Here is a 26537-nt window from a genome sequence, read left to right as displayed (position 1 = left end):
ACTTCGCGCGAGCAGATCGGCGGCGAACTGTAGGGTTGCTGCCCGACCAGCGGCTTGGGGGGCGTTCAGCAACCGTCTCGTCAGGACGTGATCCCACGTGCTTCGATCACCCGTGGTCCGCGCAGCAGCCTCCGTCTAGGCAGGCAGCGGTTCACTCCCTCGGTTGGAGTTCCCCGCGACGGGCGACCTCGGGGTGCGACGGCACATGTATCGGCGCTCACCCCCCTTCACAGCAGACGAGCCGAAGTTGAGGATGCCGACCCCCGTCACTTTCCCGTGACGGGGGTCTACGAGACTAGGCTAGCGGTAGTCATGGGTTCGCTTCCTCGCGCAGCCAGACCGCAGGACGAAGCCACGCGATCTTGCTCGAGCTCATGTCCGCGGCAGTGCGAACGCCATGGTGTAGTCGCCGTAGCGCGTGCCGAGCGCACCATGACCGCCTGCGGTGATGACGACATACTGGCGCCCATCGCGCCCCCGATAGGTCATCGGCGTCGCCTGCGCGCCGGCTGGCAGCCGTGCCTTCCACACCACCTTGCCGGACCTGAGATCGAACGCGCGCAGATACTGGTCGGTCGTGGCGCCGATGAACACGAGGCCGCCCGCGGTGATGATCGACCCGCCCAGGTTGGGCACGCCGGTCTTGATCGGGACGCCGAGATGCGAGCCGAACAGACCCGTATCGCGCGCGGTGCCCAGCACTTCCCGCCACAGCACCTTGCGCGTCTTCAGGTCGACGGCGGTCAGGTGTCCCCAAGGCGGCGCGACGCACGGTGCGCCGAAGATGCCGACCCACGCCTGCACGACCGCCACGTACGGCGTGTTGTACTGCGTCTGGAGCTGCGCCTGCATCGCGTTCTCTCCGCCCTTCTTCTGCGCCATCAGCGGCCCGACGCGCGGATCGTCGCGGCGCATCAGCCACAGCTTGAACGGCATCTCCATCGTGTTGACGGTCATGGTGCCGCGGACCGGATCGACCGCCGCACCGCCCCAGTCGGTGACGCCGTCGAACGCGGGATGGCCGATGATCGGCTTCAACCCGATCGGCTGGTAGATGCCTGCGCCCTGCGATCGGCGGATGTCGATGCGGCACATCAGCTGGTCTATCGGCGTCGCGCCCCATGTGGCCTTCTCGGTCGGTGCGGGCGGCGTGAACGACGGCATTCCGATCGAGAACGGCTGCGTAGGCGACACCGTCACCCCCGGCGTCGCGCCGTCGGTCCGCACTGGGCGCTCAGCGATCGCAGCGAGCGGCGCGCCGTTCAGACGGTTGAGGAAATACACCTGGCCCATCTTGGTCGTCTGGATGAGCGCGGGGATGACGCGACCGTTGGGTGCGCGATAGTCAAAGAGCGACGGCCCTATCGGCAGATCCATGTCCCACATGTCGTGGTGGACGAGCTGGCGCACCCAGCGCAGCTTGCCTGTAGCGACGTCCAGCGCGACGATAGCGGTGCCGAAGCGGTCGTCGAACGGCCGGCGATACCCGATCCAGTAGTCTGGCGAAGCATTGCCGGTGCCGAGATAGACGATCCCGTTGGCGGCATCCGCGGTGATCGCCCCCCAGACATTAGGCGTGCCGCGCGTGTAGTTCTGGCCGGCGGGCAGCGGCGCGATCGCGTCCTGCGAGCGGCCCACGTCCCAGGCCCAGACCGGACGGCCCGACACCGGGTCGTAGGCGCGCACGACGCCGCTCGGAATGTTGCGATTGACATTGTCGACGATCCGCTCGCCGACGATCAAGCGGTTGTTGACGACCACCGGCGGGGTGGTCGCGATCTGGTCGGAGGGCGTCGAGACGCCCATGTTCGCTCGCAGGTCGATCGATCCGCCATCGGCGAAGCTCGGGCACGGCCGACCCGTGTCGGCGTCGAGCGCGACCAGCCGGGCGTTAAAGGTCGGCGCGAAGATGCGACGCGGGCACGGCGTGCCAGCGGGCGCCTCGTAGTAGACGACGCCGCGGCACACGAGATAGTTGTTGCCCTTGACCTCGGCGTTCTCGTGCCAGCTCCACTTCGTCCTGCCCGTCGTCGCGTCGATCGCCTGGACGAACGAGTGCGGCGTGCAGGTGTAGAGCGTGTCGCCGATATGGATCGGGGTCGCCTCGGAATGATATTCGCGCAGATGCTCCTTGGACTCCGCGGGCATCGGCAAGTCGCCTGTGCGCTGCGTCCAGGCGAGTTCGAGCTTGCCGACGTTGGCCGGCGTGATGTCGCCGAGCGCCGAATAGCGGCGACCCGACAGCGTGCCGCCGTAATCGCGCCAGTCGCCGTCCGCCTCTCCGGTCGCCGATGGCGCGGCGCTGGTGGCGGACGTCGCGTCTCGCGCGGACGCATCCTGGCCATGCAGGAGAAGGCCGCAGGCGAACACGAGCGCGGCGACCGCCGCGGCGGCCGGCATCACGTGCGAACGGACCGAGCCGCGACCGCGTCGAAGACCGGTCAGCAGGACGAGAACGAGCAGGACCGTCGGTGCGACCACTCTCGGCACGAGCTGGAGCCAGTCGAAGCCGACCTCCCACACCGCCCAGATCAGCGTACCGACCCAGATCGCGACGAAGACGCCGCGGCCCGCGGGATTGCCGCGGCCGATCAGCGCACCGCTCGCGATCATCGCGAGACCGGCGATGAGATAATAGGGCGACCCGCTGTTCGCCACCAGCACGCCGCCTGCGACGACGAAGAAGCCCCCGAGCGTCGCGACGATCCACGCTAGTGCGAATGTAAGGAAGCGGGACATGCCGAGGGTCCTGTATGATCTACGATGGAAGACGTCTGATCGCTTGACTGTCATTCCGCAAGACAGATTCCAGCTTCACCGGCCGCTCGACAGGAGAGGTCGCTCGGGGAGGTTCGAACGGCGGTCACAGGGGATCGCCGTTCTGACGGCGGCCATGCCGGACCCTGCCAACGTCAAGAATGGGATGCGACCCGGGCGGAAATCGCAATCGCAGCGGTTGGTACAAGTGTGGCACTGGTCGTCGCCGAAGGAGAGAAGACGGGTGCCGTGCGTTGCTGCGACCCTAGGGTGCTTCAACGTCTTCCACCCGTGGCGCGGGCGCTCGTTGGACGGCGCAGCGGGACGTGGTCCGGAGCTTGGGCTCGAACGCATGCGACCTGCTCTCAGACGAAGACCTCGGAGAACCGCACGAGCCGACGCTCGAGCAGAAATTGCCATTCCTCGATCTCCGATGGGGCGAGGCTGGAAGGCGCAACGGACCCGCGGCGACCGGCGGCCTTCGTGCGGACCGCACTATCGCGAGACCAGGCGGAACTCGCGACCATGAGCCTTCCCTCGAGCGGAGTGCCGAGGAGAACGCGCGTCGCCATGGAGTAGGCGTGGCGCGTGTCGGAGCGCCGAGACGACGGCATGCTGATAAAAGAGGTTTTCCGTGCGATAGCACGAACGTTCGAGGGACTAGACCGAGGCTAAACGTGTACAGACGGCCTATCTTCAGGGAAGCACCGCAGTTCAGATACAAACTCGTGGAAATCCGCGCGGTTCTGCTCCCTTTACTAGGAAAACCCAGGACTGTGGTATGAGCCGGACGACCAGCGAGGGAGACTTCGTGCTATTACACGGAAAACTCCAACGGACTCCTAGCGCTAACGGTTTGCGATCGCTCTCGCCGGAAATGTGAGCGGTAACGCGCGCGTTTCGAGTTGAAAAAAAATGCCGACGCTTCAATAGCCTGCTGCCGCAGTGCGAATACGCACAGGGCAACATTGGGGTCATCGTCGCATCTGGCAGGCGCATTTGACGTGGGTACGCCTGCCGAGACGGCAGCATCCTCAGAATGATGACGAAAAATCGCTAGGCGGTCGCCTGATCGCTGGCGAAGACAGCGACGACCTCCGGCGTTGCCGGCAGCGATATCAGACCGTGCTGCACGCACCATGCCGTGAAAATCGCCCAATCCGACTCATACGCACGCCGGGTCGCACCGGCGCGAGCTGCCTTGGCATACGCGGCAGCCCGCTCGATCTTTTCGTGAAGGAGTGCCGGCAACATCGGTTGATCCGGGTCGACAATAACGAGCGGTGCTGGCGCTTGGACATGGTCGGGATCAACCGGCGTGAGTCCCAGTGTGCGAAGCGACCATATAAGCGTGTGTGCCACGCCGGGTTTCAGCAGGCTAGCCTTTCGTCCGAGACTTACAGTTATCGGACGAAAGGCGGACTAACAAACGCGGGCGACAGCCACCTCCCTGAAATCGTTCCTCGGTTGCTAGAACAGCAGGATAGAACGGTGCACACGCGCAAACGCCTTAGCGTTTCAGTTCGAACGTTTTAGGATCAACGAGTTGTAACCGCGTGCGGCGCGATGGTGCCGGTGGGGGCGGATCGAGAGACGGATCGACTCTAACGATTTTGGTCGAGCGCGGGTTATCGACTTTTACAGGTTGGGCAGCTTCCCAGCTCTGATTCGATTGTGCCGAGGCCGCAAGCGCTGCCTCAGCCGCACTTAATCTCTGCTTTAGTAGATCGGCCTCAACGTCGGCTGGCGCCGCTTGTAACGCAATCACTTCGCGTTCCAGCTTACTTATTCTGTCCTCCGCGACACGAAGACGGGTTTGAAGATCAATGTCCTCGATTTCCTGTCGGGCCACTGGCGCGCTTACATCTCGATGCGCAGGCAATGGGCGATCACAGCCGCACAGGACTACGGAGATCATTACAACCCAAAACCATGCAAGTGTACGGTTTAACATTTACCGAGGCGGGATTGCGCACTTTACCGCAGCGACATCAGAAACTACTGGCTCGCTGCCGTAGCCACCCTGAACGGTGACAACTGTTTCTATTTTGTCTTGTATCACCGTATACCGACGCGGGGGTTGCGCATTAGGCGCTTCGACAACAAAACCATTTGTCGTAGCCGTAGGTGCCACTGTCACCGCCTGTCCAATACAGGTCGCCATATCAGCCACAGACGTCTGTGTTCTTATTGCGCCCATATAATCAGGCGGAAGCTTCGGTCCATGCGCGCACGAAGAGAGGAGCGCGAGGGGTACCCAAAAAAAAGATTTAGAGTTTTTCATACACAGCCCGTACGCTTGGGACGCGATTGAGGTCCAGCCTTGTTTTAGCCTACTCGTACAGGCCTGTCAGGCGCAGACCAACTGCCAGACACTCTCATCAGTCAGGTATGATCGAAGGTCTACCGTCCTCGAGACGCGATTCGGGCCTGATCCTCAGCCGTCAAGAAGGGTGACGCAGCATTGGCTTGCGGGTCATAGCTCGGATCTATCCGATTCCGAATACGGTTCTGAACCCTGTTCGGTATTCGACTGGCAATCCGCCCCATCGGCGAAGCATATCCCATTTGCTCACGCGTTTGCCTCTGTCCAACTATGCCTACTGCCGAGTCCGCTACCCGGCCAGAGCTCTGAATGCTCCGCGTGGGCTGCTGCTCCGGCTGTTGCTGTTGCTGCAACAGCGAATAATCATCCTGATCAACGCTTGCCTGATCCGCCGATGACGCGCGCACCTGCGCGTCAACCGGCACAGCTACCAGCAAGTATAAGGCCACAGACAGAACATGACGCATTCAACGTTCCCAGCTATCTTACGCTTTGAAAATTCAACGGACCGGTAACACCTGAACACGGTTTAGTTCGCCGCTCAGTCCGCCGACGGCATCCGAAGGTCGCGCGATCAGTACCAGTGTTTGTACAGGGCATCCCGTCGGCACTGCAAACTTTCCCTCGAAAGAGCCTTGAGCTTGGCTCGAGTTGGGCAAATCGATCCGGCCAAGTTCACGACCATCTTGACAGCGCAATGTCCAAAAGGGGCGTGCATTGTCATTTTGATCAATCCCAGCGCTATTTCCTGCAATCCGATACGTGCCGGCCGGCAGCATCTGTCCTTGCTGGATAAGCGTGCCACCGACACTGGCCGGAGCAGAAAAGTAAAAGACCCCGCCAGTTTTGCCGCGTTGAATCGAGGTGTCCATACCTACGTCATTCTGAGATACCCAATCGAATACAGACGGGTTCTTCAGCTCCGCGCTGAAAGTGGCATCGCGCGATCGGCGTCGGTCCGCACCAGGGCGAATACCGGTGTAATATGCCCAGGCCTCATCAAATGCACCCCGCGCAAACAGCGTATCGATCAATGCAGCATGCGCTCGCTCAGGCACAACAAAACCGGCATGGCGCAGGCCCGTCAAAAGACGTGCCGTCGCCCGCGGGTTTGAGGTCGTGGTCGCGGCATAATTGACAAAGCTTTCACTCCAAGCGGGCCTGTTGGCTAACGTATGGATCAGCGGAGCCCGAATATCGTTTTCCGAGCTTGCAGCGGTCAAAACCGGAAAGAGCAGGTCTGCCAGTTTTGGCGAGGTTCGTAACGCAATGTCGTAGTGCCGAAGCGCACCGGATATGTCACTTCGTCCAACTGCATCCTCGATCAACCACAACTGTGTCTGCGCATCCCGGCGCGACAACTTCTCGGAGTATTTAAACATGACACGCGCACGGGCTGTATCACCCCGAAGCTGCGCGTTAGTTCCCAAAACTGCGAGCGCCGCAACCGTCGCCGGATCCTGTTGCAGCGACAGCAACGCTAATTTGTCGGCTCGCTGACGGTCCGCCTTAGTCGCGTCCGCGCCCGATAGCGCCGTGGCCACGCGCCCCGTGATCCGGCCACTATAGGGGGCCAACCGATGAGCGAGCACCGGATTTGCCGTCGCCTGCACCTGGCCAAGGGAAAACATAAGGCTCAGGCATGCACCGATTGCGGCGAGTCCCGCCAACGCGAGCCGGACTCCCCATTCAGCCGGCGAGCGTCGGGGCGACGCGTTGGACCGGGCCATCCGCGATTACGCCTTTACTGCGTCGGTTCGGCCATAACCGTAGCCGTACTCATATCCATAACCATAGCGTGAGCGACGGGCTTCAAATTTTGTCAAAACGCACCCGATGATCCGGACATTGGCGCTTGCAAGCCGGCCGATGGCGGTTTTGACCATGCTCGACCGAATGCCATGCGATTCAGCAACAAAGATCAAGCCCTCTACTCGGCTCGCTATCAAGGGAGCATCCGCCAAGCCCATGACGGGTGGAGAATCGATTATGACATGATCATAGGTTTCAAGCAGGCGGCCAAGCAGCAGAGAAAGTCGTGAACCTGTTAGTAGTTCGGCCGCATTAGGCGGAATCGGGCCTGCCGACATCGCGGTGATGCCGAGGTCACTCATTTGGAATATGAGTGAACCAATATCGTCTTCTCCGACGAGAAAGTTGCTCAAGCCTCGGTTGTGATCGACACCACCAAGGTGGTGAATCGAAGGCGAGCGCATATCGCCATCTATCAGGATCACCTTACGCTGTGCCCGCGCCAGCATCGTTGCCAGCGCAATAGCGGTCGTGGATTTACCTTCCGCCGGCCGCGTCGACGTCACCGAGAACGACCTTGGTACACCATGCTCGGTCGTGAAACCGAGATTAGTGTTCACCGCGAGATAGGCGTCCACCAAATCGGACTTGCGATCAAGCAACTCATCCCGTGGCGCTACCCCATTTCGCACCTTCGGAACGGTGCCAAGCAAGGGCAACCCAAGCCGCTGTTGCACCTCACTCGGATCTGCGATGGCCTCGTCCATTTGCTCAAGCGCGAACGCAACAAGCGCACCGAGGCCAAGCCCGGCAAGAAGTGCTGTAAGGAGGTTGAGCAGTAGTCTTGGGCTCGAGGCCTTCTGCGGAACATCGGCGGTATCCACGATCGACACGTTGTTGACACCGACACCACCGGCAACACCGATCTCCTTGAAGCGCTGAAGTAGCCCATCATAAAGGGCTCGATTGGTGTCTACCTCTTGCTGATAGATATTATACTGGATGCTGCGGCGACGCAGGTCGAGATAGTTCGTTTTCAGCTGGTCAACCTTGGTGCGCAAAGCGTTTTCTCGCTCCTGCGCTTCACGGTAGTCCGCAAGTTGTGATCCCGAGACGCGCCCTTCTTCACGCGTGATCGAACGATCAAGCTGGTCAAGCTGCGATTGAATTGCCTTTGCCGCCGGATAGCCAGGTTCGAATTGAACCATGAGGCGTGCATACTCCGCCGCCAATTCCGCGCGACGTTGCCGCAAGCTGTTAATTGCTGGATTACGAAGTGCGTCCGTGGAAGCGCCCGAACGACCTGCCTGCTGGTAGCGTGCCTCAGCCTGAATACGCTCTGCCGTAGCTTGCGAAAGCACGGCGTTGAGTGCCGCTAGATCGTCAGCCACAATCGAGCGTTCCGACGTTGTCGCACCACTTCCGCTGGATTGCGACGGTAGATTGATAATCTGCTGAGCGGATGCATACCCGACAAGCTGGCGCTGAGAGTTATCCAAGCGCTCTTTCTGCAAGGCAAGCTGGCGTTGCAAAAGGTTGCGACCATAGGATGTCGCCTGAACCTTGCGCTCCAGATTGGTCTGAATGAAATTGTCTGCCCAAGCATTAGCAATTCGAGCAGAGAACACAGGATCAGGGCTCGTGAAACTAATGTCGACGAGCCGTGATAGGCGCATTGGCGTGACGGCCAAACGAAGCCCCAGCAATTCTCCAGCGACGCGTTGCCGCTCTGCTCGACCTGCTGCTGGGTAACGGTCGTTGACGAGGGCGAACGCTGGCTTGTCGGAACTATAGCCGAACATAGCAAAGAATTTTGGATCGTCCACCAGTCTCAGCTGAGTCGCGACCCGTTCGGACAAAGCCCTCGACCGCAGAAGCCCGTATTGAGTCTGATAAAACTCCTGGTCAGAGGTGCTGTTTTCACGGTCAACACCCTGGAATTCGGCGACCTTACTAGCTTCTCGTGCAATCTCGATTGTCGATACGGCCGTATATTTCGGCGTCATCAACAACGTCGCGATCAAACCAAGCAAAATGCAAGCCGCGGTAATACCTATGATTACGTAGCGCCACCGCAAAGCAATCCCAAGATACTGGCGAATGATCGACTTACGGTCCGCTTCAGGAGCTTGTGACTCACCAATGCCTTGCGTCGTGGATGCAGCGCCACGAAACGATGGGGAAGTAATTAAATTCATGTAAGCCTCAGCCTTACTGAAGGATCGCGATCAGTGGCGCGGCAACTATCGGCGACAATGATACAAAATCGCGGAATAGGCGCCGCTGCGGTGAATCGCCGACTACGATCACGTCGTTGGCAAAGATAGCTGGATCGTCATACGCGCCGCGGCGGATGGCATCGACATCGTAAAGACCGGCCATCTTTCGCCCCTGAACGGTTCGCAAGATCACGACCTCATTCTGGCGCGCAAATTCAGACATGCCCTTCGCCGAAGCAATGGCGCGCAATAGCGTCATCTGATTGGTAACCGGATAAAGCCCAGGCTCCACGACTTGCCCGTCGATGGTTACGACCTGGCTTACCGAACTTTTGATATTGACGGTGACCTCGGGCTTGCGGACATACCGTCCCCGAAGCGCTGCTTCGACCGCACGAGCCAGTTCGCTAGCCGTACGGCCACGCGCATCGACTGTGCCGGCAAGCGGCATCGCGATACGCCCACTGGCATCGACCTGCATCTCGCGGCTGAGCTCGGGGACGTTAAAGACATCAACCTGGATCGTATCCAGCGGACCGATCAAAGCCGGCCGGTCCGCGGCAGTCAAATCCTGTCGGTTGGGCGCAGGAAGAGCCTGACTCCCCTCTACCACGGACAGGCGAGGCGTGGAAACTAGCGGCTCCGTATGCGCACACGCTCCCAGCGCGAGCGCAATTAACACTATATAGCGATCACTACGCATACGCTTGGGAGGCTTCTCAAATTGAATATGAGAGCGCCCTATAGATGCTCGTTTGACGACGGTAAAGCTTAACGCCGGTCGGCGCACCGACGCGCAGAAGGCATCCGCCTTACAACCTTCATATACGGACGCGCGATCGACGCGTCTGTGACCCAAAAGCCTCACTACGGGAACGGTTGGCCCCTTCGGAAGTTCGCTATTGCGCGGACGCCATCGCTGGAGTGCCTGAACCAAGCCTATCGAAATGAGATCTTCGGATGGCTCCAGGCACACGCCATACACCTACCCGCCCCACCACAAACCGGCCGCTCGTGCGTCAGCGAAAAAAGATGGCTCGGAGCTGTATTCGCAGAAGGTGTCGGGTCTCTGGAAAAAAAGCATTCAGCAGCAACCCGGTGGCAATTTGCGTCACCACAGCTGCAACCGCGGCGCCAACGACACCCATCAACGGGATGAGTAATAGGCAGGTTCCGATATTCACAGCCGCACCGAGCAAAGCTTGATAGACCCCGATATGAAGCAGCCGACGGTTTACCAACGCGCCGCTAACTGCTTGGCCTAGCGAGCTAAACACCGTTGCCCAACCGTGCACCATCAGTACCGGTCCCGCGGCTGCAAACGCGGTGCCATATAGGAGTTTTATTGCAGTTGGTGCGACAACAGTTACGACTAGAGCAACACCAACCGATGCCCACGTAATAAATCTGATCACAAGCGTTAATTGCTGATCATACCGATCGTGGTCGAAGTGGAATGTATGCGCCAACCGAGGCGTTACCGCCAGCATTACTGCAGTTATAACGAGATACCATGCCTCTATCAGCCGAGTAGCCGCTGTATAGATACCTACCTGGGCGTCTCCCAGCAACTGACCGATCAATAGCTGATCGGCCCGCATATACACGCCTATGATGGCCAATCGTGCGATTTGTGGAGCCACCTCTTTCAAAAGTCGCCGCATTTCCTCTCGCGTTGCATCTTTGATAGCAAAAGCATGCCCGTCGTGCGTCGCAGCCGCATACATTAGACCCGCGACAACAAACAGCTCTAATGAATACAGGAGGGCAAACGTGATAACCCCGGCCCCAAGAAGGATCGCAGCAACCTTCAATACCGAAAAAACCAAAAAGTTTAGGTTTCTCAGAAGAACAATTCTGCTTACTTTACCCCTACTTTGGTACTCGGAATCAATGACATCCATTGATTGGGCGATTTGAGCACTCGCTAAAAAGGCCATAATAACCCAAGTCGCCGGTTCGGTGGGCCGCGTAGCGACAATGAAAATCATCGATAGCAATAATACCAATGCTGCACCGCCAACTCGCAGGGCAAACGCACTTGCTAAAATCATTCGCTGGCGATCCGGCCGGCCCACCAAATCACGCATCAGTATTTCTGGCAGACCAAGCGTAGAGGCGAACGAAAACATCGTAGCTATTGCTTGGGCGTAATTAAAAAGACCAAACTTCGCCGGTCCCAAAAACCGAGCAATCCATATGTTTACTACAAGACCAACACCCAACCTGATCACGCGATCCGCGACTAGCCAACTAACGTTAGCAGCTAGGCTTTTCAGTACCGTTCGTTGTGCCAAACTGGCTCGGAGAGCTCCGGGCTTAAAGCGAGCGAATTTAACGGAGAGTTTTTTAGCCGACGCATTTGCGCTTGGCTCAGGCGTTAGCATTGCTTACCTTTTCAATAATCCAACGTGCCGTGGCATAGGGCGAGAGTTTCTCATCGTACCACCGCAAGCCAGCCGTATGAAGGCATTCGAGACGATCAGGATCTTGCAGAAGGTCGTCCACGACGCGTAACCCATCGCTCCAGTTGTCGACGCAAATGATCGGTGAGTTGCGATACAAGAATGTATCCGGCAGCCTATCCGACACGACGACTGCACCAGCACGTAGTGCTTCAAGATGCCGAAAGGTTTCGGCGCTTACAAAACCTCGTGGAGCGAGTACAACACGACTGTCAGCCAACATCTTACCATACGCATCCCGACTCAAACCCTTTCCGAAACCAGACGTGAAGGTTATCAGCCGAACGCCATGCGTTTTTACACTGAAATCTCGCTTAAGGAGACGGCCCAGTGGCGACCGAGCAATCAGGTGGAACAGCTTATTATGCGCTAGCTTTGGCATCTTACGCAATATTGGGTGGAACGCAAAATAAAGGGGATACCGATTACGGTTTAGATTACCCGTAAATAGAACGTCAACCTGCCGCTCCGGCATTGGCGTCCCCGAGATTGCCGGAACACCATTGGCTAAACCAAGGCTCATCGTATGTATGTTTTCGCCTACTTTTTCGGCGCGCATGCTAGGTTTAAATATCGCAATATAATACTGTGAAAGTGCCGTTGGCGTAACAGAGTCTGCCTCATCAGACAGAAAGATCAGGACCTTACGCTGCCCGTTGAAAGCGATAGATGCCGGAACCCGATCAGCGCGATGTGGGCTGAAGACATAGAATTTTACGTCTTGCAGTTCGGGATCGAGAAGCTCCTGCAGAGCGTGGAAGGTGTCCGCGAGAAAATCTCGTTGGATAAGCTCGTCCCATTGATGCCCGGAATTGGGATCAAGGTAGACGTTTTCGGTAATTTGATACGGTTCGGCAGTTGCGCTGACGAGCATGGTCATAACCCCCTCCCCTTGGAGGTACTTGGTGCAAGGCGCATAAAAGGGTCCGCCGTTATAGGAATTGCGGGGCGCCTTGAACCAAGAGGCAGCCGATTGCCAGCCGCTTTGAGGGGGAAAAACTTAAAGGGCCGGAAGTGCCAAGAGAGAGGGGGCGCGCTGCTCGATATCTGCGAGCGATATTCGCGACGATCCACTTCCTTCGAGAATCACAAAACCGGAAGGATCGACGTACCAAACAGCGTGGGGCACGCCCTTATAATTTACAATCTCGCCTGGAAAGAGGCCTGCGCCATTTCGCCCCCATCCGTCTTCAGTGGCGATTGTCCCCCCGCCGCCCTTAGGAACCCGCCAGCCGGTAGGTTGCCCCCGAACAACATTGAGGTTCTCGATAAAAGCGCCAGCAGGCCATGTTCCAGCGTTAGGCATTCCATCGGAGGCTAGGCGGAGCGGTGTTCCGACAACTTGAGAGGTCCGAACCTCGTGAGCAAAAATCTCGCTATGATCAATCGCGCCCAGAGCAATCACATTACCTGCGCTTGGCCCTACCCGCGAATCAATGCTGCAGCTGTCCAGTAGATAAGCATGAAAATCGACACGTTCGACACCCGGCGGGGTAGGCGGCGATTGCCACCGCCAGTTACGCAAAACAGGTTGCCGCCTCGAGTCCGTGCGGTCAAAATCGACTTGCGCCGTTCCCGCCTCTACTACAAGCGATCCGCCCTGACATTGCACGCTTTGGAAATACGATACACCAAGTGGTGCGTCCAGGAAGTGAACCACGCTGCCTCGACCAAAGACTTCGAAATGGCAGCCAAACCATCCGACAGGCCCGTTAAAAATGCCTTTCCCTGGTCGATAGGTCACTAATCGCGTATTCATCGCGTCACCAGCGATAATCGTGCATCCAAAGAACATTGTACCGGTAGAGCCGCGTAGATGGACGGGGCAAGCACCCTGATATGGCGTGTAAAATGTGCAGCCAAAAAAGCGATTATCGGTGTTTGGCCCTTCGACCCATGGTCCGACGTCGACCAATCCTGCTTGCTCAGGCGAATGGCTAGTGATGAAACAGGCGCTCCGAGCCGGTACATGCCCGTTTTGAAAGTGGCATTCACTCCACACCATACTCTCAGCGGCCACCGCTACGACAGCGGCGTGAGAGAACGCCCCTTCTACCCTAACGTCGCGTATGCGCGTGGCGTTGCAGTTCGGACTTTCGCGCCGGCGAGCCAGGAGGATGCCGACTTTTGACAGAAGAGCATTACTATCGATCGACAAGGATTCCATGCGAAACCCCGATCTTCCCGAGGCATCGATCAGAACTGCCCCAGCTGCCAACGGCACGATACTCGAAACCCCCGCCCCTGCCCCCAACAACCGTAGGACTGGATGAAAACTGGCAGCGTCCCGGTTGATGCAAGACAAGCTACGCACTGCGTAGCGACCTGGCGGGAACCATACCGTGCCACCGTCAGCCCCCGCTGCCGCGCGGTCGATTGCGCTTTGAACGGCTTTCGTGTCGTCAGTCCGACCATCGCCCGCCGCCCCCAGATCACGAACTGAGATCAGATTTAGCATAGGCGGATCTCCCGAGGATTGACCACCAGCCGAGGACATTGCAGCTGCCCCAGAGCCCAACAGCGCTCCGCCCAAAGCCTCGCGTCGGCTCAAGGAAAGGTGGTCAATCATCAAGCTAGTTTCCGGTTTCATCAGGTTCGTTGCGGAGCGAGCGGTCCTTCTAGTTGCGCCGCTATAAGGGCTTGGGCTAAGCGATGCCACCCGACGCCACTCTAAGGTCGCCCTGTATGTTAACGGCCAGTCTGGCGCTAGCCGTAGCGCTGCTCTTCCTTTCCCGCAACGTTAAGGGCCCGATTTGGGCCGCTAGCTTAGCGTGGATCGTCTGCATTTCCCCCATCGTAGTAGGTGTGATCGACTACCGATACCTGGACTACAGGGACCCCCGATTGGGAATGGTAATTTCCTTCGCGATGCTCTCATTCGCAGGCGGAGCGGCAATCGAGTTATTCTATCGCGGCCCGGTGGTGAGAAGAAGCCCAGCTCCAACTGACTCAATGCGTGAGTTCGGATCGCTTATGCCCATAGCTCGCTTTTGCTGGGTCATCGGTATGGTTGGTGGCGGCTGCCTAGTCCTCGATTTCATTCTTAACGGAGGGGGAAGCCTACTCAACCTTTCCGACCTGCGCGATAGCTTCGTCGGGAAAGAGTCGGCAAGCGGACTGGCGCGCGCCGCATCTGTTATGACTTGGGCCTGCCTATTCTCGTACCTGTTCGCCTTGATATTCCGTCTGGAACTAGGTCCTAAACGAACCATAATCTTTGCCTTGCCGGTCCTTGGCTTCCTGATGGGCGCGGTGCTAGCTGCGGGTCGTCAAGCCGCGCTACAGATAATTCTCGTAAGTGTCCTGGGCCAGTTTTTCTGGCGAATACGATCGGATCCCAATGGCACTTCAAAGGGCGGCTCCATATTCGTATCCGCAATTTCTGGAATTATGGTCGCCTACATGGGTTATGTTGCAATAGCACGTAATGATAGTCGGGTATCCGATGTGAAGTCAGAGGTTCTAGCCCGGCTATTCGACTTCGACTTACCGCATTGGTTCGAGGCATCTATCGGTATATTGGGTTCCGGATTCAAAGAAACATTTATTGAGGCGATGGTATACTTCTCGAGCTCAATCGCCCTGTTTGATCGATATTTGCAAACTGATTTGATCAATATCTCAAAGGGCGCAATGAACTTTCCCTTCATATACAGGCAGATTGAACCATTAACTGGTATTAATGTGGTTGATATGTACCAGCTACGGGTGGCAGCACTTGATGCGCAACAAGTCATTGGCGTGGGGTGGACCACCGCCGTTGCCAACCTCATAATGGACTTTGGATTCCTCGGTGCGGGCGTTTTTCTAGCCGTCCAAGGTTTTATAAGCTCCGTCGTATGGAGGTCGGCAGTCAATGGCGGGTCTTTCCTCGACTGCGTCCTAGCAACACTAATGATCATCGGCGCCATCTACCTACCACTAATACCGGCGTTTTCTGATAATAACATACTACTACTTTTTATGTTCTGTTTGATCATTAAGTGGTTCGATGTTCGACGCAACCAAGCATCGCGAGACTCGGCGGTGGCAGCATCATGATCAGACACATAATTAATTTGTTACTATGGTCCCTTCCTCCAACCCGGCTATTCGCCTTTAGGCGAATAGTACTTCGGATGGCGGGCTTGGAGCTCGGTGATGGGGTGTCGGTCTGCGGTCAAGGATGGTTTTTCGGTCCTGGCCGCGTTAGTATCGGAAAAGATTCCTGGCTAAGCCCCCGGGTTTTAATTTACACTCATGCAGATGCCCCGGTGTCAGTGGGTGCCGCCTGTGACATCGGCCCATTTGTTCGCATTGTAACTGGTGGCCATGAAATCGGCCCCTCGTCTCGCCGAGCAGGGCTGGGTACGAGTAAGGCGGTGTCAATCGGCGATGGATGCTGGATTGGAGCCAACGTACTCATTCTGGGCGGTGTTTCCATTGGCGAAGGCACCGTTGTAGCCGCAGGATCTGTCGTAACTGAAGACCTGCCCCCGAACTGCTTAGCGGTAGGAGTTCCCGCTCGCGTGAAGCGAACACTATGATAAACAGCGAAACCGTTTTCATACTATGCAACGCTCTGGCAGATGACGTTCGGTTAGAACGTGGCATCAAGACTGACAGCCCCGCGGCAACTCGCAAAGTACTTATGATGGCTCGCGTTTTGCGTTTGGCTGGCGTTAGGACAACTGTGCTGAGTTTAGGTCGAGGAAGGCAAGATGGTACCGGACGTTACTTCGCTCCACGCGTCAGCCGTTCTCAGAAGGTCCCGATATTATATGGACCATTAATCCATCGACCTATTTTATCCGAGCTACTCTCTTTCTGGGCCGCCATACCCCTTGTCTGGGCTCGTAGACACCGTGCTCGTTCGACAGTAATCTTGATTTATAATCGAATGCCAGCCTACCTGCCTGCCATTTGGATTGCACGCCTAATTGGGTACAGGCTTGTTCTAGACTTGGAGGACGGTGAAACCGAATTACAGGGTTGGAGCCCAAGCGCTATTAAAGCACGATGCTTGACGGCTTTAACGGACCGCGCCTGCACTAACGGAGCTTTACTAGCTTGCCGCAGGTTATCGCGCGCAACCCACCTGCAGCCGCAGCAAGCGTATTACGGTGTCGTGGGCTCCACCCCTCAGAGCCGACGGTTTAACGGCCCAGTGATACATCTATTGCTAGGTGGGACGGTGTCACCGTCAACCGGCGCTACTCTGCTTGTCGATGCAATCAACATCTTGCGCAGTCAAAATGAGCTTTGGTCTAAGCGGCTGCACTTTCACATAACTGGAACTGGCGAAAGCTTGATCGATTTTACGCATCTCGCGGCATCTTGCAACCAGGGCCCTGTCGTTACAGTTTATGGCCGTCTCGATAATCCAGGCTACGAAGCGCTGCTTGGCCAGATGGATGTTGGACTGGCGTTAAAGCCTAATAGTGGACCTTTGGCAGACACTACGTTTCCCTCCAAGGTCATTGAGATGGCCGGCGATGGATTGCTGGTCCTTACTACGGACATAAGTGATGTTCGCTCAATTCTTGGTAATGCGGCAGTATACCTAGAACGTGATGACCCAAGACTACTGACGGAAAGACTTCGTGCGATTGTAGATGATACCGTGAAGGCCGCCAAAATTGCGGAAGTGGGACGCACATCCGTCAGCTCTATTTGCTCGCCAGTCGAAGCCGGTACTGCGCTTCGCAAGTTCCTATTCACCGGGGCTATTTGATATGCGTTACGTTTGCTGGCACCCATTATTGACGGACCATCAGTCTCACACCTATGCCGCTTTGAGTCGTTTGGCTAATGGCGAACTTGTAGTAAATGTGGAACGTGTAGGTGACTCGCTACGAGAGGCGCAAGGATGGGTGCGTCAATCAGTCGATATTGTACCAGAACAGTTAATTCCTAGTCAGAACTGGCACCAGTGGGCAAAGGTGGAGTTGGCGAAGTACCCCACTGCTATACATGTATTTGGGAGCCCATTTGAGAGCTTCCGACAAATGCGGATAATGTATGCGGCCTGCCGCCTAGGTCTAAGGGTTGCCGTCATCTCTGAGCCGTTTTCCACTACTGGTTTGGCATATTTGGAAGACACGAATAATTTAAAGAATAGCATTAAGTCATGGCTACGCCCGATCATATACAAGGTCTACGGTGCTATATTCGCGCGGAAGATACACGCTGTATTCGCGATTTCCCCGCTTGCGTGTGATCAGTATAGGTCAATAGGCATTTCGTCCGAAAAGATATATCCTTTTGGATATTTTGTTCCGGCCAATGACATAGCTGATAACCGCAATACCGAGCTGAGGCCACACTTGCGCTTGGTTTTTGTTGGAAGCTTAATCGCACGGAAAGGACTTCGAATAGCAATTCAGGCCGTTCAGTCTCTACTGGATGAGGGATATCGGATATCTCTTGACGTGTTTGGCGCAGGCGATCCCGAACAATATGACTTCTCGCCCGCTATTAAGTATGTTGGCGTGGTGCCATTCGGGCAAGCAGCAGAGACTATCAGTAAGTACGACGCTTTACTGCTTCCCAGCTTGTTTGATGGCTGGGGCGTCGTAGTTAACGAAGCGCTGCAAGCGGGTACGCCGGTCTGCTGCAGTACCGCGGTCGGCGCTGGCGCCGTTGTGGAAGCCTACGATGCCGGGGAAGTGTTTTCCAACGGAGACGTCTCTGACCTAACCAGGATATTGCGAGCGTGGTGCAATAATCGAGAGCGTTTAAAAATCTATCAGGCAAACGCTCGGCGGGCGGCATTGCAACTCACGCCGACGGTAGCGGCAAATTACTTTGATTCCGCGATAATAGCTGCAAACGGTCGGCATGAACGACCGGCAGTACCGTGGTATAAATGGCCCGCCGGAGCGAACAAATGAGTTTCAGCCCAACAAACAAAGTCCGGATCGGACTTACAAATGTGACGGGCCTCGGGGCGGCCGAACTAACAAAGTCCCTGCTTCCGGCACTGGAAAGAACGGGCCAGATTGTCGATATTTATCTACCAGCAACCGGACCACTGGCCAACTATAAGCGGCTTTCCGTTCTCACTGTCGCTCATCAAACGCGCCGATATTTGCCAAATACGGTCTCTAGAGTCATTGAATGCACTTTAATGTCGCGGCGTTTTAAGCACTCGTTGCCGATCCTCATATTAGGCGATCTGCCGGTAAGAATTAGTAGTAGGCAGGTCGTTTTCTTTCACAACCAGCATTTGCTAGGTAACTTAGACGGAACGACGTTTTTTCAGAGGATCAAATTTTCTATCGCGCGCGCATTGCTTCGCTTTAATTCGACTTACGTCGATGCAGCGATCGTACAAACTGAAACCATGAAGCGCGGACTAAACGCCGCCTACCCCGCCCTATCGGATAAAATTCACGTCATTCCGCAGCCAGCACCCGAATGGCTTCTCAGTTCCGGAATCCGTCGAACAGGTAGGGTAGGCGTCGGCAAACTCCGCTTGTTTTATCCTGCTGCGCCGTACCCGCATAAAAACCATTCCGTCTTATACAAAACATCTGCTCTACCGGCATGGAGCAAGTTGGTTGGCGATATGGTAGTAACGGTACCTTCCACTCCTGGTATTCAAGATAAGCCCGCAATTAGGGCAGTTGGTCGGTTGGATGCTAATGGCATGCGCGATGAATATGCTAAGTCAGACGCGCTTGTCTTTCCTTCTTTAGCAGAAAGCTACGGTCTTCCGCTTGTTGAAGCTATGTGGCTGGGCCTGCCCATTATTTGTGCCAACCTACCCTATGCTCGCGACTTATGCGGTAGCGAAGCGATTTATTTCTCTCCAAAGGATCCAGCATCGCTAGAGAATGCTATCGCCGAGCTTAGCCAACGATTGAATAAAGGGTGGTGGCCCAACTGGGAAAGCCGCCTCGAAAGCATTCCTTCAAGCTGGGATGATGTCGCAACGAGAATGGTACTGGTTACCCAGGTTCCAGATCATTCGTCGGGCAACCATAAGATGACCGATAGCGGACTTAATTGAATGAAGATAAGCATCGTAACAGTTTGTTTTAATGCCAGTGGCACGATAGCAAGCACAATCTCCTCTGTTCAGTCTCAAACTTATGAGAATATTGAACATATCATCATCGACGGCTCATCGGTTGATGGAACACAGTCGATCGTAGAGAAGATGAAGAACGAGAAGACCATCTTCGTTTCTGAGCCTGACCTTGGCCTATATGACGCGATGAATAAGGGCATTGCGCTGGCAAGCGGTGATGTAATTGGGATTTTGAACGCAGACGATTTTTTTGCAACCCAAGAGTCCCTGGCAGATGTTGCGCGAGCTTTCGTAGAGGGAGGAGGCCCAGATGCTGTGCTGGGGGACATCGCTTTTATCAATCCGGAAGGGGTCGAGACCCGCCGCTATAAAAGCAATCGGTTCCGCCCTAATCGGACGAAGTGGGGTTGGATGCCCGCACATCCCGGGATGTACTTGCAAAAACATGCTTACGTTCAAGTAGGGGCTTACCGAACCGATTTAAAGATTGCCGCCGATTTTGACTTCGTAGTCCGCGCATTCACCATTCAAAAGCTCTCATACGTCTACCTACCGCAAGTCATCGTGCACATGCGCCCCGGCGGGGCGAGTACGGACGGATGGAAAGCGCGCCTGACAATCAATCGCGAAGTCGTCCGAGCTTGCAGAGACAATGGGATTTATACAAACTTAGCGATGATTTTTAGTAAATACCCTATGAAACTACTGGAATTACTACGATGAAAATAGCGGTTACGGGCGCATCTGGTTTCGTAGGCCGGGAGCTTTCAACGCGCCTGCAGCAGGCGGGGCATGACGTCATCCCGATCGTCCGACGCAAAACCGGCCTGAGCAACGAGGTCATCGCGGGTGACCTAGAGTGTGCAGATGTTTCTGCCCTCGCAGATGGCTTGCATGGAGTCGACGGGATAGCGCACCTCGCAGCCCTCACTCATGTCCGTGGACATCCAGCGGATGCGCAACAATCGTTCCAACGCGTTAACGTTCAAGGGACACAGCGTCTGCTGAACGCTGCCACCGCGGCAGGAATAAAGCGTGTCGTATATATGAGCTCAATAAAGGTTAATGGAGAAGAGACGCGCTTTGACCATCGCTTCTCGGGCCACGACACACCATCTCCCGAAGATGATTATGGCCGCACCAAGTATGAGGCGGAACTCCTCATCGCAGATGAAGCCGTCACCGCCGGATTACAGACTGTCATACTACGGCCGCCAATGGTATATGGTCGTGGCGTCGCTGGTAATTTTGGAAGACTGGTATCGGCCGTTCAGCAGGGTGTTCCGCTGCCATTTAGATTAGTAAACAATCGCCGCAGTCTAATCTCCGTATGCAATCTTGCTGATGCCACGATATGCGCTTTAACAAGTGCCAAGGCAGCTGGAATGATTCTACCGGTAAGTGACGGCAAAGATTATTCGACACGTGCCCTAGTGGAGGCAATTGGGTTTGCTGTTGGACGACAAGCGCGGTTGTTTCCCGTACCCGTTAGCGCTCTTAAACTGGCTGGTCGATTGTTGGGCCGCGGAGACGAGGTTCGCCGTATCGTTGGTAATCTTCAAATCGACAATGACGCGGCTTGCGCTGCATTAGAATGGACACCGAAGGACCATCTTCAACCTGCACTCACGCGGATGCTCCGTCCGTCCAGATAACTGACCGGTGATTTCGCACATATTGCGTCCTCAACTTAGCGGTTAGGCCGATTAGCGGCATCACCGCGACCACCGCCTAGCGCTGTTTGCAACAATAAATGCATGTCACGCTTTATGGACCAGGGCCCGAGGTATTGAGCATCATATTGGGCCAAGAGTTCTGGCTGCGACATATCGAGGCCGGCGACCTGTCCTACGCCGGTGATGCCTGGCAACAGTTTGTGAACCCCATGCTGTTGTCGCTTAGCATCTAAAAGGGCTTGCGTCGGTAAGCCGGGTCTTGGCCCGACGAAACTCATATCCCCAATCAGGACGTTCCATAGCTGCGGTAGTTCGTCGAGCTTTGTACGACGTAAAAACGCTCCCATGCGCGTGATTGAGCCGGCGCTGGTTTCGTGAGACGGGCGGTCCCCAGTGCCAATGCGCATCGTGCGAAGTTTAACGAGTCTGAAGCGACGCCCATCACGGCCTAGCCGCTCTTGAATAAACAACGGGTTGGCTCGGTCGTCGATTGCGATCACGGCAGCGGCGACGGCACATACCACGACAGAAGGCGGTAGTAGGACCAGGGACAACCCCAAATCGAAGGCACGTTTCTTCCATGATCCAACCTGGGTCATATGCGCAATTCCCTGCAAAGGTTCGCCGCTGCGGTAGGATGGTCACCCTTCTCTGGTCAACCTCCCCCTGCCCGGCTATGAGTGCTCTTTGGCTCTAGCTCCAATGTTCGTATGTTACAGGTGCATTCGAACTGCGGGTCGAACCACCGATCGGACGATGTTGGAGAGTAAGTTTTTATGGCCGTCGCGCGTATTTTGCAGCCATTGATCAACCTTCCACGCCCCGCCAAACGCATCATCCTGGGAACAGCAGATGCTGCCTTATGCGCCTTGGCAGTTTGGTTGGCGTTCTATCTGAGGCTTAACGAATGGGTGCCGTTCTCAGATCGGCCGTTACCGGCCGTTTTCGGCTCGATGATTATTGCGCTCCCGATATTCTCAGTGCTCGGCGTATATCGAGCTATCTCTCGATACGCACAAGACGCCGTTCTCACGCTCTTGATCGTTGCGAATCTAGCATATGGCGTAATCTATGCGCTAATATTCACAACCTATGGCGTTCCGGGTGTGCCTCGGACGATTGGTCTGATCCAGCCCGCGTTGCTATTCGTGCTGATGCTGACGATCCGAGTTGCCGCTCGCCATCTGTTGGGGGCGCCAAAGCGGATCGGTCCGATTGCGAGACTACGGCCGCGCGTACTGATCTATGGAGCAGGCGATTCCGGTAGACAGATATCAGCGGCACTAACCAACCGTGGCGAAATGACGGTTGTCGGGTTTCTGGACGATAATTCGCAGATTCAAGGTGCGACAATCAACGGCATACGAGTCCATAAGCCGGACAATTTGCCCGTTCTTTACGAACGGCTAGACGTTACCGAGGTACTTTTGGCGATCCCGTCGGCCAGCCGCACTCGCCGCAACGAAGTTTTGTCGAAGCTCCGTCATCCCGGCATTGCGGTACGTACGTTGCCCGATTTGATGCATGTGGCTCGTGGTGAAGCTGGCGGAGAGACCATCCAAGAGCTCGACATTCGTGACGTGCTAGGCCGCGATCCGGTAAGTCCGGATGAAGAGTTCATGCGACACCGTATCGTAGGCCGTGTGGTCATGGTGACAGGCGCTGGTGGCTCAATCGGCAGCGAGTTATGTCGGCAGATCTTAAAGGTACAGCCCGCTAAGCTACTTTTATTTGAGAGTTCCGAATTTGCGCTGTACACCATACATCGTGAGTTAGAACGCACAATTCACCTTTCAACCACTGACCTGAGCACAGTAGAGCTTATCCCATTGCTTGGATCTGTGAAAGACCGCCGTCGAGTTGATGAAGTGATCAGTAGCTGGCGGCCTGATATCGTCTATCACGCTGCTGCGTATAAGCACGTTCCCCTAGTTGAGCACAACTTGGCCGAAGGCGTTTCAAACAATGCCTTTGGGACGTTCGCCGTTGCAAGCGCTTGCTCCAAGTATGGCATACCGCGCTTCGTCCTTATCAGTACCGATAAGGCTGTTAGACCGACAAATGTAATGGGGGCTACCAAGCGGTTAGCCGAAATGATTTTGCAAGCGATGCATGCCGGCAACAGCACGACCTGCTTTTCTATGGTACGTTTCGGCAATGTTTTGGGATCGTCCGGTTCTGTTGTACCGCTTTTCAGACAACAAATCGCTCATGGCGGTCCCATAACAATAACAGATGAGCGGATAACCCGCTTCTTCATGACAATTTCGGAGGCAGCGCAACTCGTCATACAGGCCGGAACAATGGCCACAGGTGGCGAGGTTTTTGTCCTCGATATGGGCGAGCCCGTCCGCATTGCTGACTTGGCACGCAACATGATAGAATTATCAGGCCTGACAGTTCGAAACGATAGCAATCCTCACGGTGATATAGAATTAAAGGTTGTGGGACTTCGACCTGGCGAGAAGCTTTACGAGGAGTTGCTGATCGATGACGCTCCAATACTGACACAACATACCCGGATTCGAAAAGCTATGGAGAGCTTCTTGCCAATGGAGCAGCTGCAGCCAAAGCTGCTTGCGCTTGAGACACTGCTTGCAGGGTCCGACGCCAATGCGGTTCGCGAACTTCTTCAAGCCATAGTCCCTGAGTTTGTACCAAACAGTGAACTCGTTGACTGGGTGACCCTCAAGGCTGCAGCTAATTGCGAAAAATCGCAGGGTGATACGTCTATCATCGTCGACGAATATCCTACTCCCAGTGCAGCGGCCTAATCCCATGACGAAACATACACCTAGTGCTAAACGGATACGTTCCGCTGGCGCACCGTTCTTCGTTATGATCGCGCTATTTGCCGTCCTTTGCTTGGCCGGTGGAGCTTCAAAAGCCAATACACTCGGTCAGGGATTTGTCCGGGCTGCGTCTTTTCTTGCCGTTGCGGGATTGCTGTTAGCGAGAGTTAAGTTTAACGTTAGGGAACTTCGCGCCCCTTTTTTGATAATTGCCATTGCGGCTTTACTGGTAGCCCTACAGATAGTTCCCATACCGTTTTCCTTATGGACAAAACTTCCAGGGCGAGAATTAATATCCAGTGTTACGGCGGCAGTTGGCCTAAGCGAAATATCGCGACCAATAGCGATCGTTCCTGACGGTGCCTTAAACGCACTGCTGTCGCTTTCAGTCCCGTTTGCCGTTCTAGTTGGCATGTCTGCGTCTCCAGCTACGCGGGAGTCTAGATTTTTGCCGATTATGATTGCAATCGTCTGCGTCAGCGCGCTTTGTGGTCTCATCCAACTCTCAGGCGGAATAATAGACAATCCGTTCATTAATAGTACTCGTGGTCAGGCCGCGGGCTTATTTGCCAACCGCAATCATCAAGCCCTCTTCCTTGCAGTCGGCGTGCCGCTAACCTTAGCATGGGGGTATGCTCCATCACAGCGGCCAGGCTGGCGAGGCTGGACGGCGCTCGGTATCGTCTTGCTGCTTTCGCTTATGGTAATAGGCACGGGATCTCGAGCCGGTCTTGGCCTGCTTGCTGTAGGTTTGGTAGGCGGGGGATTGCTCGTCTGGCCAACCATTGCAGGGATGGCGCGCAGGGCGCCCCGTTGGGTTTTGCCGACAGGGGTCCTCTTGGTTCTTACTGTTTTGATCGTCCTGCTGCTCGTAAGCGTCGACTTTGGCAGAGCCGAAGCGATTGACCGGTTGCTGGACGAGGAAGTTGGTGCGGATATGCGGTCCAGAGCATTTCCAACTTTAATTTCCATGATCATGCAATATTTTCCAGTAGGCTCCGGGCTCGGGTCTTTTGATTCCGTGTTTCGGATGGTTGAACCCTTTAATGTTTTGAAACCTACCTATTTCAACCATGCTCATAATGACTATATTGAGCTATTGATTGAGGGAGGCCTGCCATTCGTAGCCCTACTCGCTGGTGCGCTTGTTTGGTTCTTCACAGCTTCATGGCGGGCTTGGCGCAGTAGCGCTACTGGTGAGGCTCATATTGCAAGAACAGGTTCCGTCATAATATTACTAGTTCTCTTAGCTAGTATTGCTGATTATCCGGCAAGAACTCCATTGATCATGGCGGTACTTGCCGTATCGGCAACTTGGCTGTGTTCGCTACGCGCGAACGCCGAAAAACATAATATATAAAACTTCAATATTAATTTTTAATCTAGGAAGTCTCAGTGGAAAATAAGAAAGTAGCTCTTATCACAGGCGTGACCGGTCAGGACGGGTCGTATCTGGCTGAGTTTCTACTGGAAAAGGGCTACGAGGTTCACGGCATCAAACGCCGGGCCTCGCTACTCAACACGCAGCGCATCGATCACATCTACCAGGATCCGCACGCGCCGCAGCCCAACCTCAAGCTGCATTATGGCGATCTGTCGGATACCTCGAACCTGACGCGCATCCTGAGCGAGGTGAAGCCCGACGAGGTCTACAATCTCGGTGCGCAGAGCCATGTCGCGGTCAGCTTCGAAGCGCCTGAATATACCGCGGACGTAGACGGCCTCGGCACGTTGCGTCTGCTCGAGGCGATCCGCTTCCTCGGGATGGAAAAGACAACGCGCTTCTACCAGGCCTCGACGTCCGAGCTCTACGGCCTGGTCCAGGAGACCCCGCAGAAGGAAACTACGCCGTTCTATCCGCGCTCGCCCTATGCGGTCGCCAAGCTCTATGCGTACTGGATTACGGTCAACTACCGCGAGGCGTACGGCATGTACGCCTGCAACGGCGTCCTGTTCAACCATGAGAGCCCACGCCGCGGTGAGACGTTCGTCACCCGCAAGATTACCCGCGGCCTTGCCAACATCGCACAAGGGCTGGAGACGGGCCTCTTCATGGGCAATATCGACTCCTTGCGCGACTGGGGCCATGCCAAGGACTATGTCCGCATGCAGTGGATGATGCTGCAGCAGGAGCAGGCCGAGGATTTCGTCATCGCCACCGGCGTGCAGTACTCGGTGCGTGAGTTCATCACCTGGTCGGCTGCGCACCTCGGCATCACGCTGCGGTTCGAGGGCGAAGGCGTTGACGAGGTCGGCATCGTCGACAAGGTCGAGGGCGATGATGCACCGGCGGTCAAGGCCGGCGACATCCTCGTTCGGATCGACCCGCGCTATTTCCGTCCGGCCGAGGTGGAGACGCTGCTCGGCGACCCGACCAGGGCGAAGGACCGGCTTGGCTGGGTCCCTGAGATCAGCGTGCAGGAGATGTGCCAGGAAATGGTCGCAGCCGACCTTCACACGGCCAAGCGTCATGCCCTTCTCAAGACCCATGGCTACGATCTTCCCGTTTCGGTCGAAGGCTGATGGAGCAACATCC

19 protein-coding genes and 1 pseudogene are annotated in these 26537 nt (G+C 55.9%); 10 read left to right on the top strand and 10 right to left on the bottom strand.

Going from position 1 to position 26537, the window contains the following annotated elements:
* Nucleotides 1–372 precede the first annotated feature (372 nt).
* From C8J39_RS16540 to C8J39_RS19350, 9 genes and pseudogenes are all read right to left on the bottom strand, one after another.
* The gene (locus tag C8J39_RS16540) at nucleotides 373–2739 is read right to left on the bottom strand and encodes a membrane-bound PQQ-dependent dehydrogenase, glucose/quinate/shikimate family (RefSeq protein ID WP_120301460.1); all 2367 of its coding nucleotides are present in this window, start codon (nucleotides 2737–2739) and stop codon (nucleotides 373–375) included.
* A gap of 1074 nt (nucleotides 2740–3813) precedes the next feature.
* Nucleotides 3814–4011, bottom strand: coding sequence for a hypothetical protein (locus C8J39_RS16530; RefSeq protein WP_056066550.1), 198 nt, complete (start codon nucleotides 4009–4011; stop codon nucleotides 3814–3816).
* 1572 nt (nucleotides 4012–5583) lie between these two features.
* The gene (locus C8J39_RS18565) at nucleotides 5584–6627 is read right to left on the bottom strand and encodes a hypothetical protein (protein WP_147420680.1); all 1044 of its coding nucleotides are present in this window, start codon (nucleotides 6625–6627) and stop codon (nucleotides 5584–5586) included.
* Between the two features lie 192 nt (nucleotides 6628–6819).
* Nucleotides 6820–9033 carry a GumC family protein gene (locus tag C8J39_RS16525; RefSeq protein ID WP_120301458.1) on the bottom strand — a complete coding sequence of 738 codons (2214 nt, stop codon included), beginning with the start codon at nucleotides 9031–9033 and terminating at the stop codon, nucleotides 6820–6822.
* A gap of 13 nt (nucleotides 9034–9046) precedes the next feature.
* Complete coding sequence (locus C8J39_RS16520) at nucleotides 9047–9667, bottom strand: polysaccharide biosynthesis/export family protein (protein WP_404969370.1); 621 nt, start codon at nucleotides 9665–9667, stop codon at nucleotides 9047–9049.
* A gap of 406 nt (nucleotides 9668–10073) precedes the next feature.
* Nucleotides 10074–11441: a flippase gene (locus C8J39_RS16515; RefSeq protein ID WP_120301456.1), complete on the bottom strand. Its 1368-nt coding sequence runs from the start codon at nucleotides 11439–11441 to the stop codon at nucleotides 10074–10076.
* Nucleotides 11428–12399, bottom strand: a complete 972-nt coding sequence (locus C8J39_RS18560; protein WP_132833640.1) for a glycosyltransferase — start codon at nucleotides 12397–12399, stop codon at nucleotides 11428–11430. Before C8J39_RS18560 ends, C8J39_RS16515 begins: the two co-directional genes overlap by 14 nt.
* Before the next feature lie 120 nt (nucleotides 12400–12519).
* Nucleotides 12520–13314, bottom strand: a complete 795-nt coding sequence (locus tag C8J39_RS19150; RefSeq protein ID WP_243650224.1) for a hypothetical protein — start codon at nucleotides 13312–13314, stop codon at nucleotides 12520–12522.
* 522 nt (nucleotides 13315–13836) lie between these two features.
* Nucleotides 13837–13977 (bottom strand): annotated as a pseudogene (locus C8J39_RS19350) (glycosyl hydrolase family 28-related protein); the annotation flags it as partial.
* A 392-nt stretch (nucleotides 13978–14369) separates the two neighbouring features.
* Here C8J39_RS19350 and C8J39_RS16505 point away from each other — a divergent pair.
* The 7 genes from C8J39_RS16505 to C8J39_RS16475 are packed head-to-tail and all read left to right on the top strand — an operon-like array spanning nucleotide 14370 to nucleotide 21188.
* On the top strand, nucleotides 14370–15560 hold the full coding sequence (locus C8J39_RS16505; protein WP_132833639.1) for an O-antigen polymerase: 1191 nt from the start codon (nucleotides 14370–14372) through the stop codon (nucleotides 15558–15560).
* A complete protein-coding gene (locus C8J39_RS19345) occupies nucleotides 15557–16045 on the top strand; it encodes a DapH/DapD/GlmU-related protein (RefSeq protein ID WP_120301454.1) in 489 nt (162 codons plus the stop codon). The genes C8J39_RS16505 and C8J39_RS19345 overlap by 4 nt, the downstream gene beginning before the upstream one ends.
* Nucleotides 16042–17232: a glycosyltransferase gene (locus C8J39_RS19140; RefSeq protein WP_120301453.1), complete on the top strand. Its 1191-nt coding sequence runs from the start codon at nucleotides 16042–16044 to the stop codon at nucleotides 17230–17232. Before C8J39_RS19345 ends, C8J39_RS19140 begins: the two co-directional genes overlap by 4 nt.
* A 28-nt stretch (nucleotides 17233–17260) precedes the next feature.
* On the top strand, nucleotides 17261–18391 hold the full coding sequence (locus C8J39_RS16490; RefSeq protein WP_165895267.1) for a glycosyltransferase family 4 protein: 1131 nt from the start codon (nucleotides 17261–17263) through the stop codon (nucleotides 18389–18391).
* Nucleotides 18388–19512 (top strand): glycosyltransferase, encoded by a 1125-nt coding sequence (locus tag C8J39_RS16485; protein WP_165895266.1) that lies wholly within the window; start codon nucleotides 18388–18390, stop codon nucleotides 19510–19512. The genes C8J39_RS16490 and C8J39_RS16485 overlap by 4 nt, the downstream gene beginning before the upstream one ends.
* Nucleotides 19513–20256: a glycosyltransferase family 2 protein gene (locus C8J39_RS16480; protein WP_120301450.1), complete on the top strand. Its 744-nt coding sequence runs from the start codon at nucleotides 19513–19515 to the stop codon at nucleotides 20254–20256.
* The gene (locus tag C8J39_RS16475) at nucleotides 20253–21188 is read left to right on the top strand and encodes an NAD-dependent epimerase/dehydratase family protein (RefSeq protein WP_120301449.1); all 936 of its coding nucleotides are present in this window, start codon (nucleotides 20253–20255) and stop codon (nucleotides 21186–21188) included. The genes C8J39_RS16480 and C8J39_RS16475 overlap by 4 nt, the downstream gene beginning before the upstream one ends.
* A 35-nt stretch (nucleotides 21189–21223) precedes the next feature.
* On the opposite strand, the gene C8J39_RS16470 is transcribed toward C8J39_RS16475, so the two are convergent.
* Nucleotides 21224–21808, bottom strand: a complete 585-nt coding sequence (locus tag C8J39_RS16470) for a sugar transferase (protein ID WP_120301448.1) — start codon at nucleotides 21806–21808, stop codon at nucleotides 21224–21226.
* A 177-nt stretch (nucleotides 21809–21985) separates the two neighbouring features.
* On the opposite strand from C8J39_RS16470, the gene C8J39_RS16465 reads away from it, so the two are divergent.
* The 3 genes from C8J39_RS16465 to gmd all read left to right on the top strand — a co-directional run bounded on the left by C8J39_RS16465 (nucleotide 21986) and on the right by gmd (nucleotide 26524).
* Nucleotides 21986–23983, top strand: coding sequence for a nucleoside-diphosphate sugar epimerase/dehydratase (locus tag C8J39_RS16465; protein WP_120301447.1), 1998 nt, complete (start codon nucleotides 21986–21988; stop codon nucleotides 23981–23983).
* Between the two features lie 64 nt (nucleotides 23984–24047).
* Nucleotides 24048–25361 (top strand): O-antigen ligase, encoded by a 1314-nt coding sequence (locus C8J39_RS16460; protein WP_165895265.1) that lies wholly within the window; start codon nucleotides 24048–24050, stop codon nucleotides 25359–25361.
* Nucleotides 25362–25396: 35 nt separating this feature from the next.
* Nucleotides 25397–26524, top strand: a complete 1128-nt coding sequence (gene gmd, locus C8J39_RS16455) for a GDP-mannose 4,6-dehydratase (protein ID WP_120301445.1) — start codon at nucleotides 25397–25399, stop codon at nucleotides 26522–26524.
* Nucleotides 26525–26537: the final 13 nt, after the last annotated feature.

Origin of the sequence: Sphingomonas sp. PP-CC-1A-547, assembly GCF_003610375.1 — a bacterium.
Lineage (GTDB): Bacteria > Pseudomonadota > Alphaproteobacteria > Sphingomonadales > Sphingomonadaceae > Sphingomonas.
The sequence above is the reverse complement of the archived record's forward strand: the minus strand, read 5'-3'. Positions and strand labels throughout refer to the sequence as shown.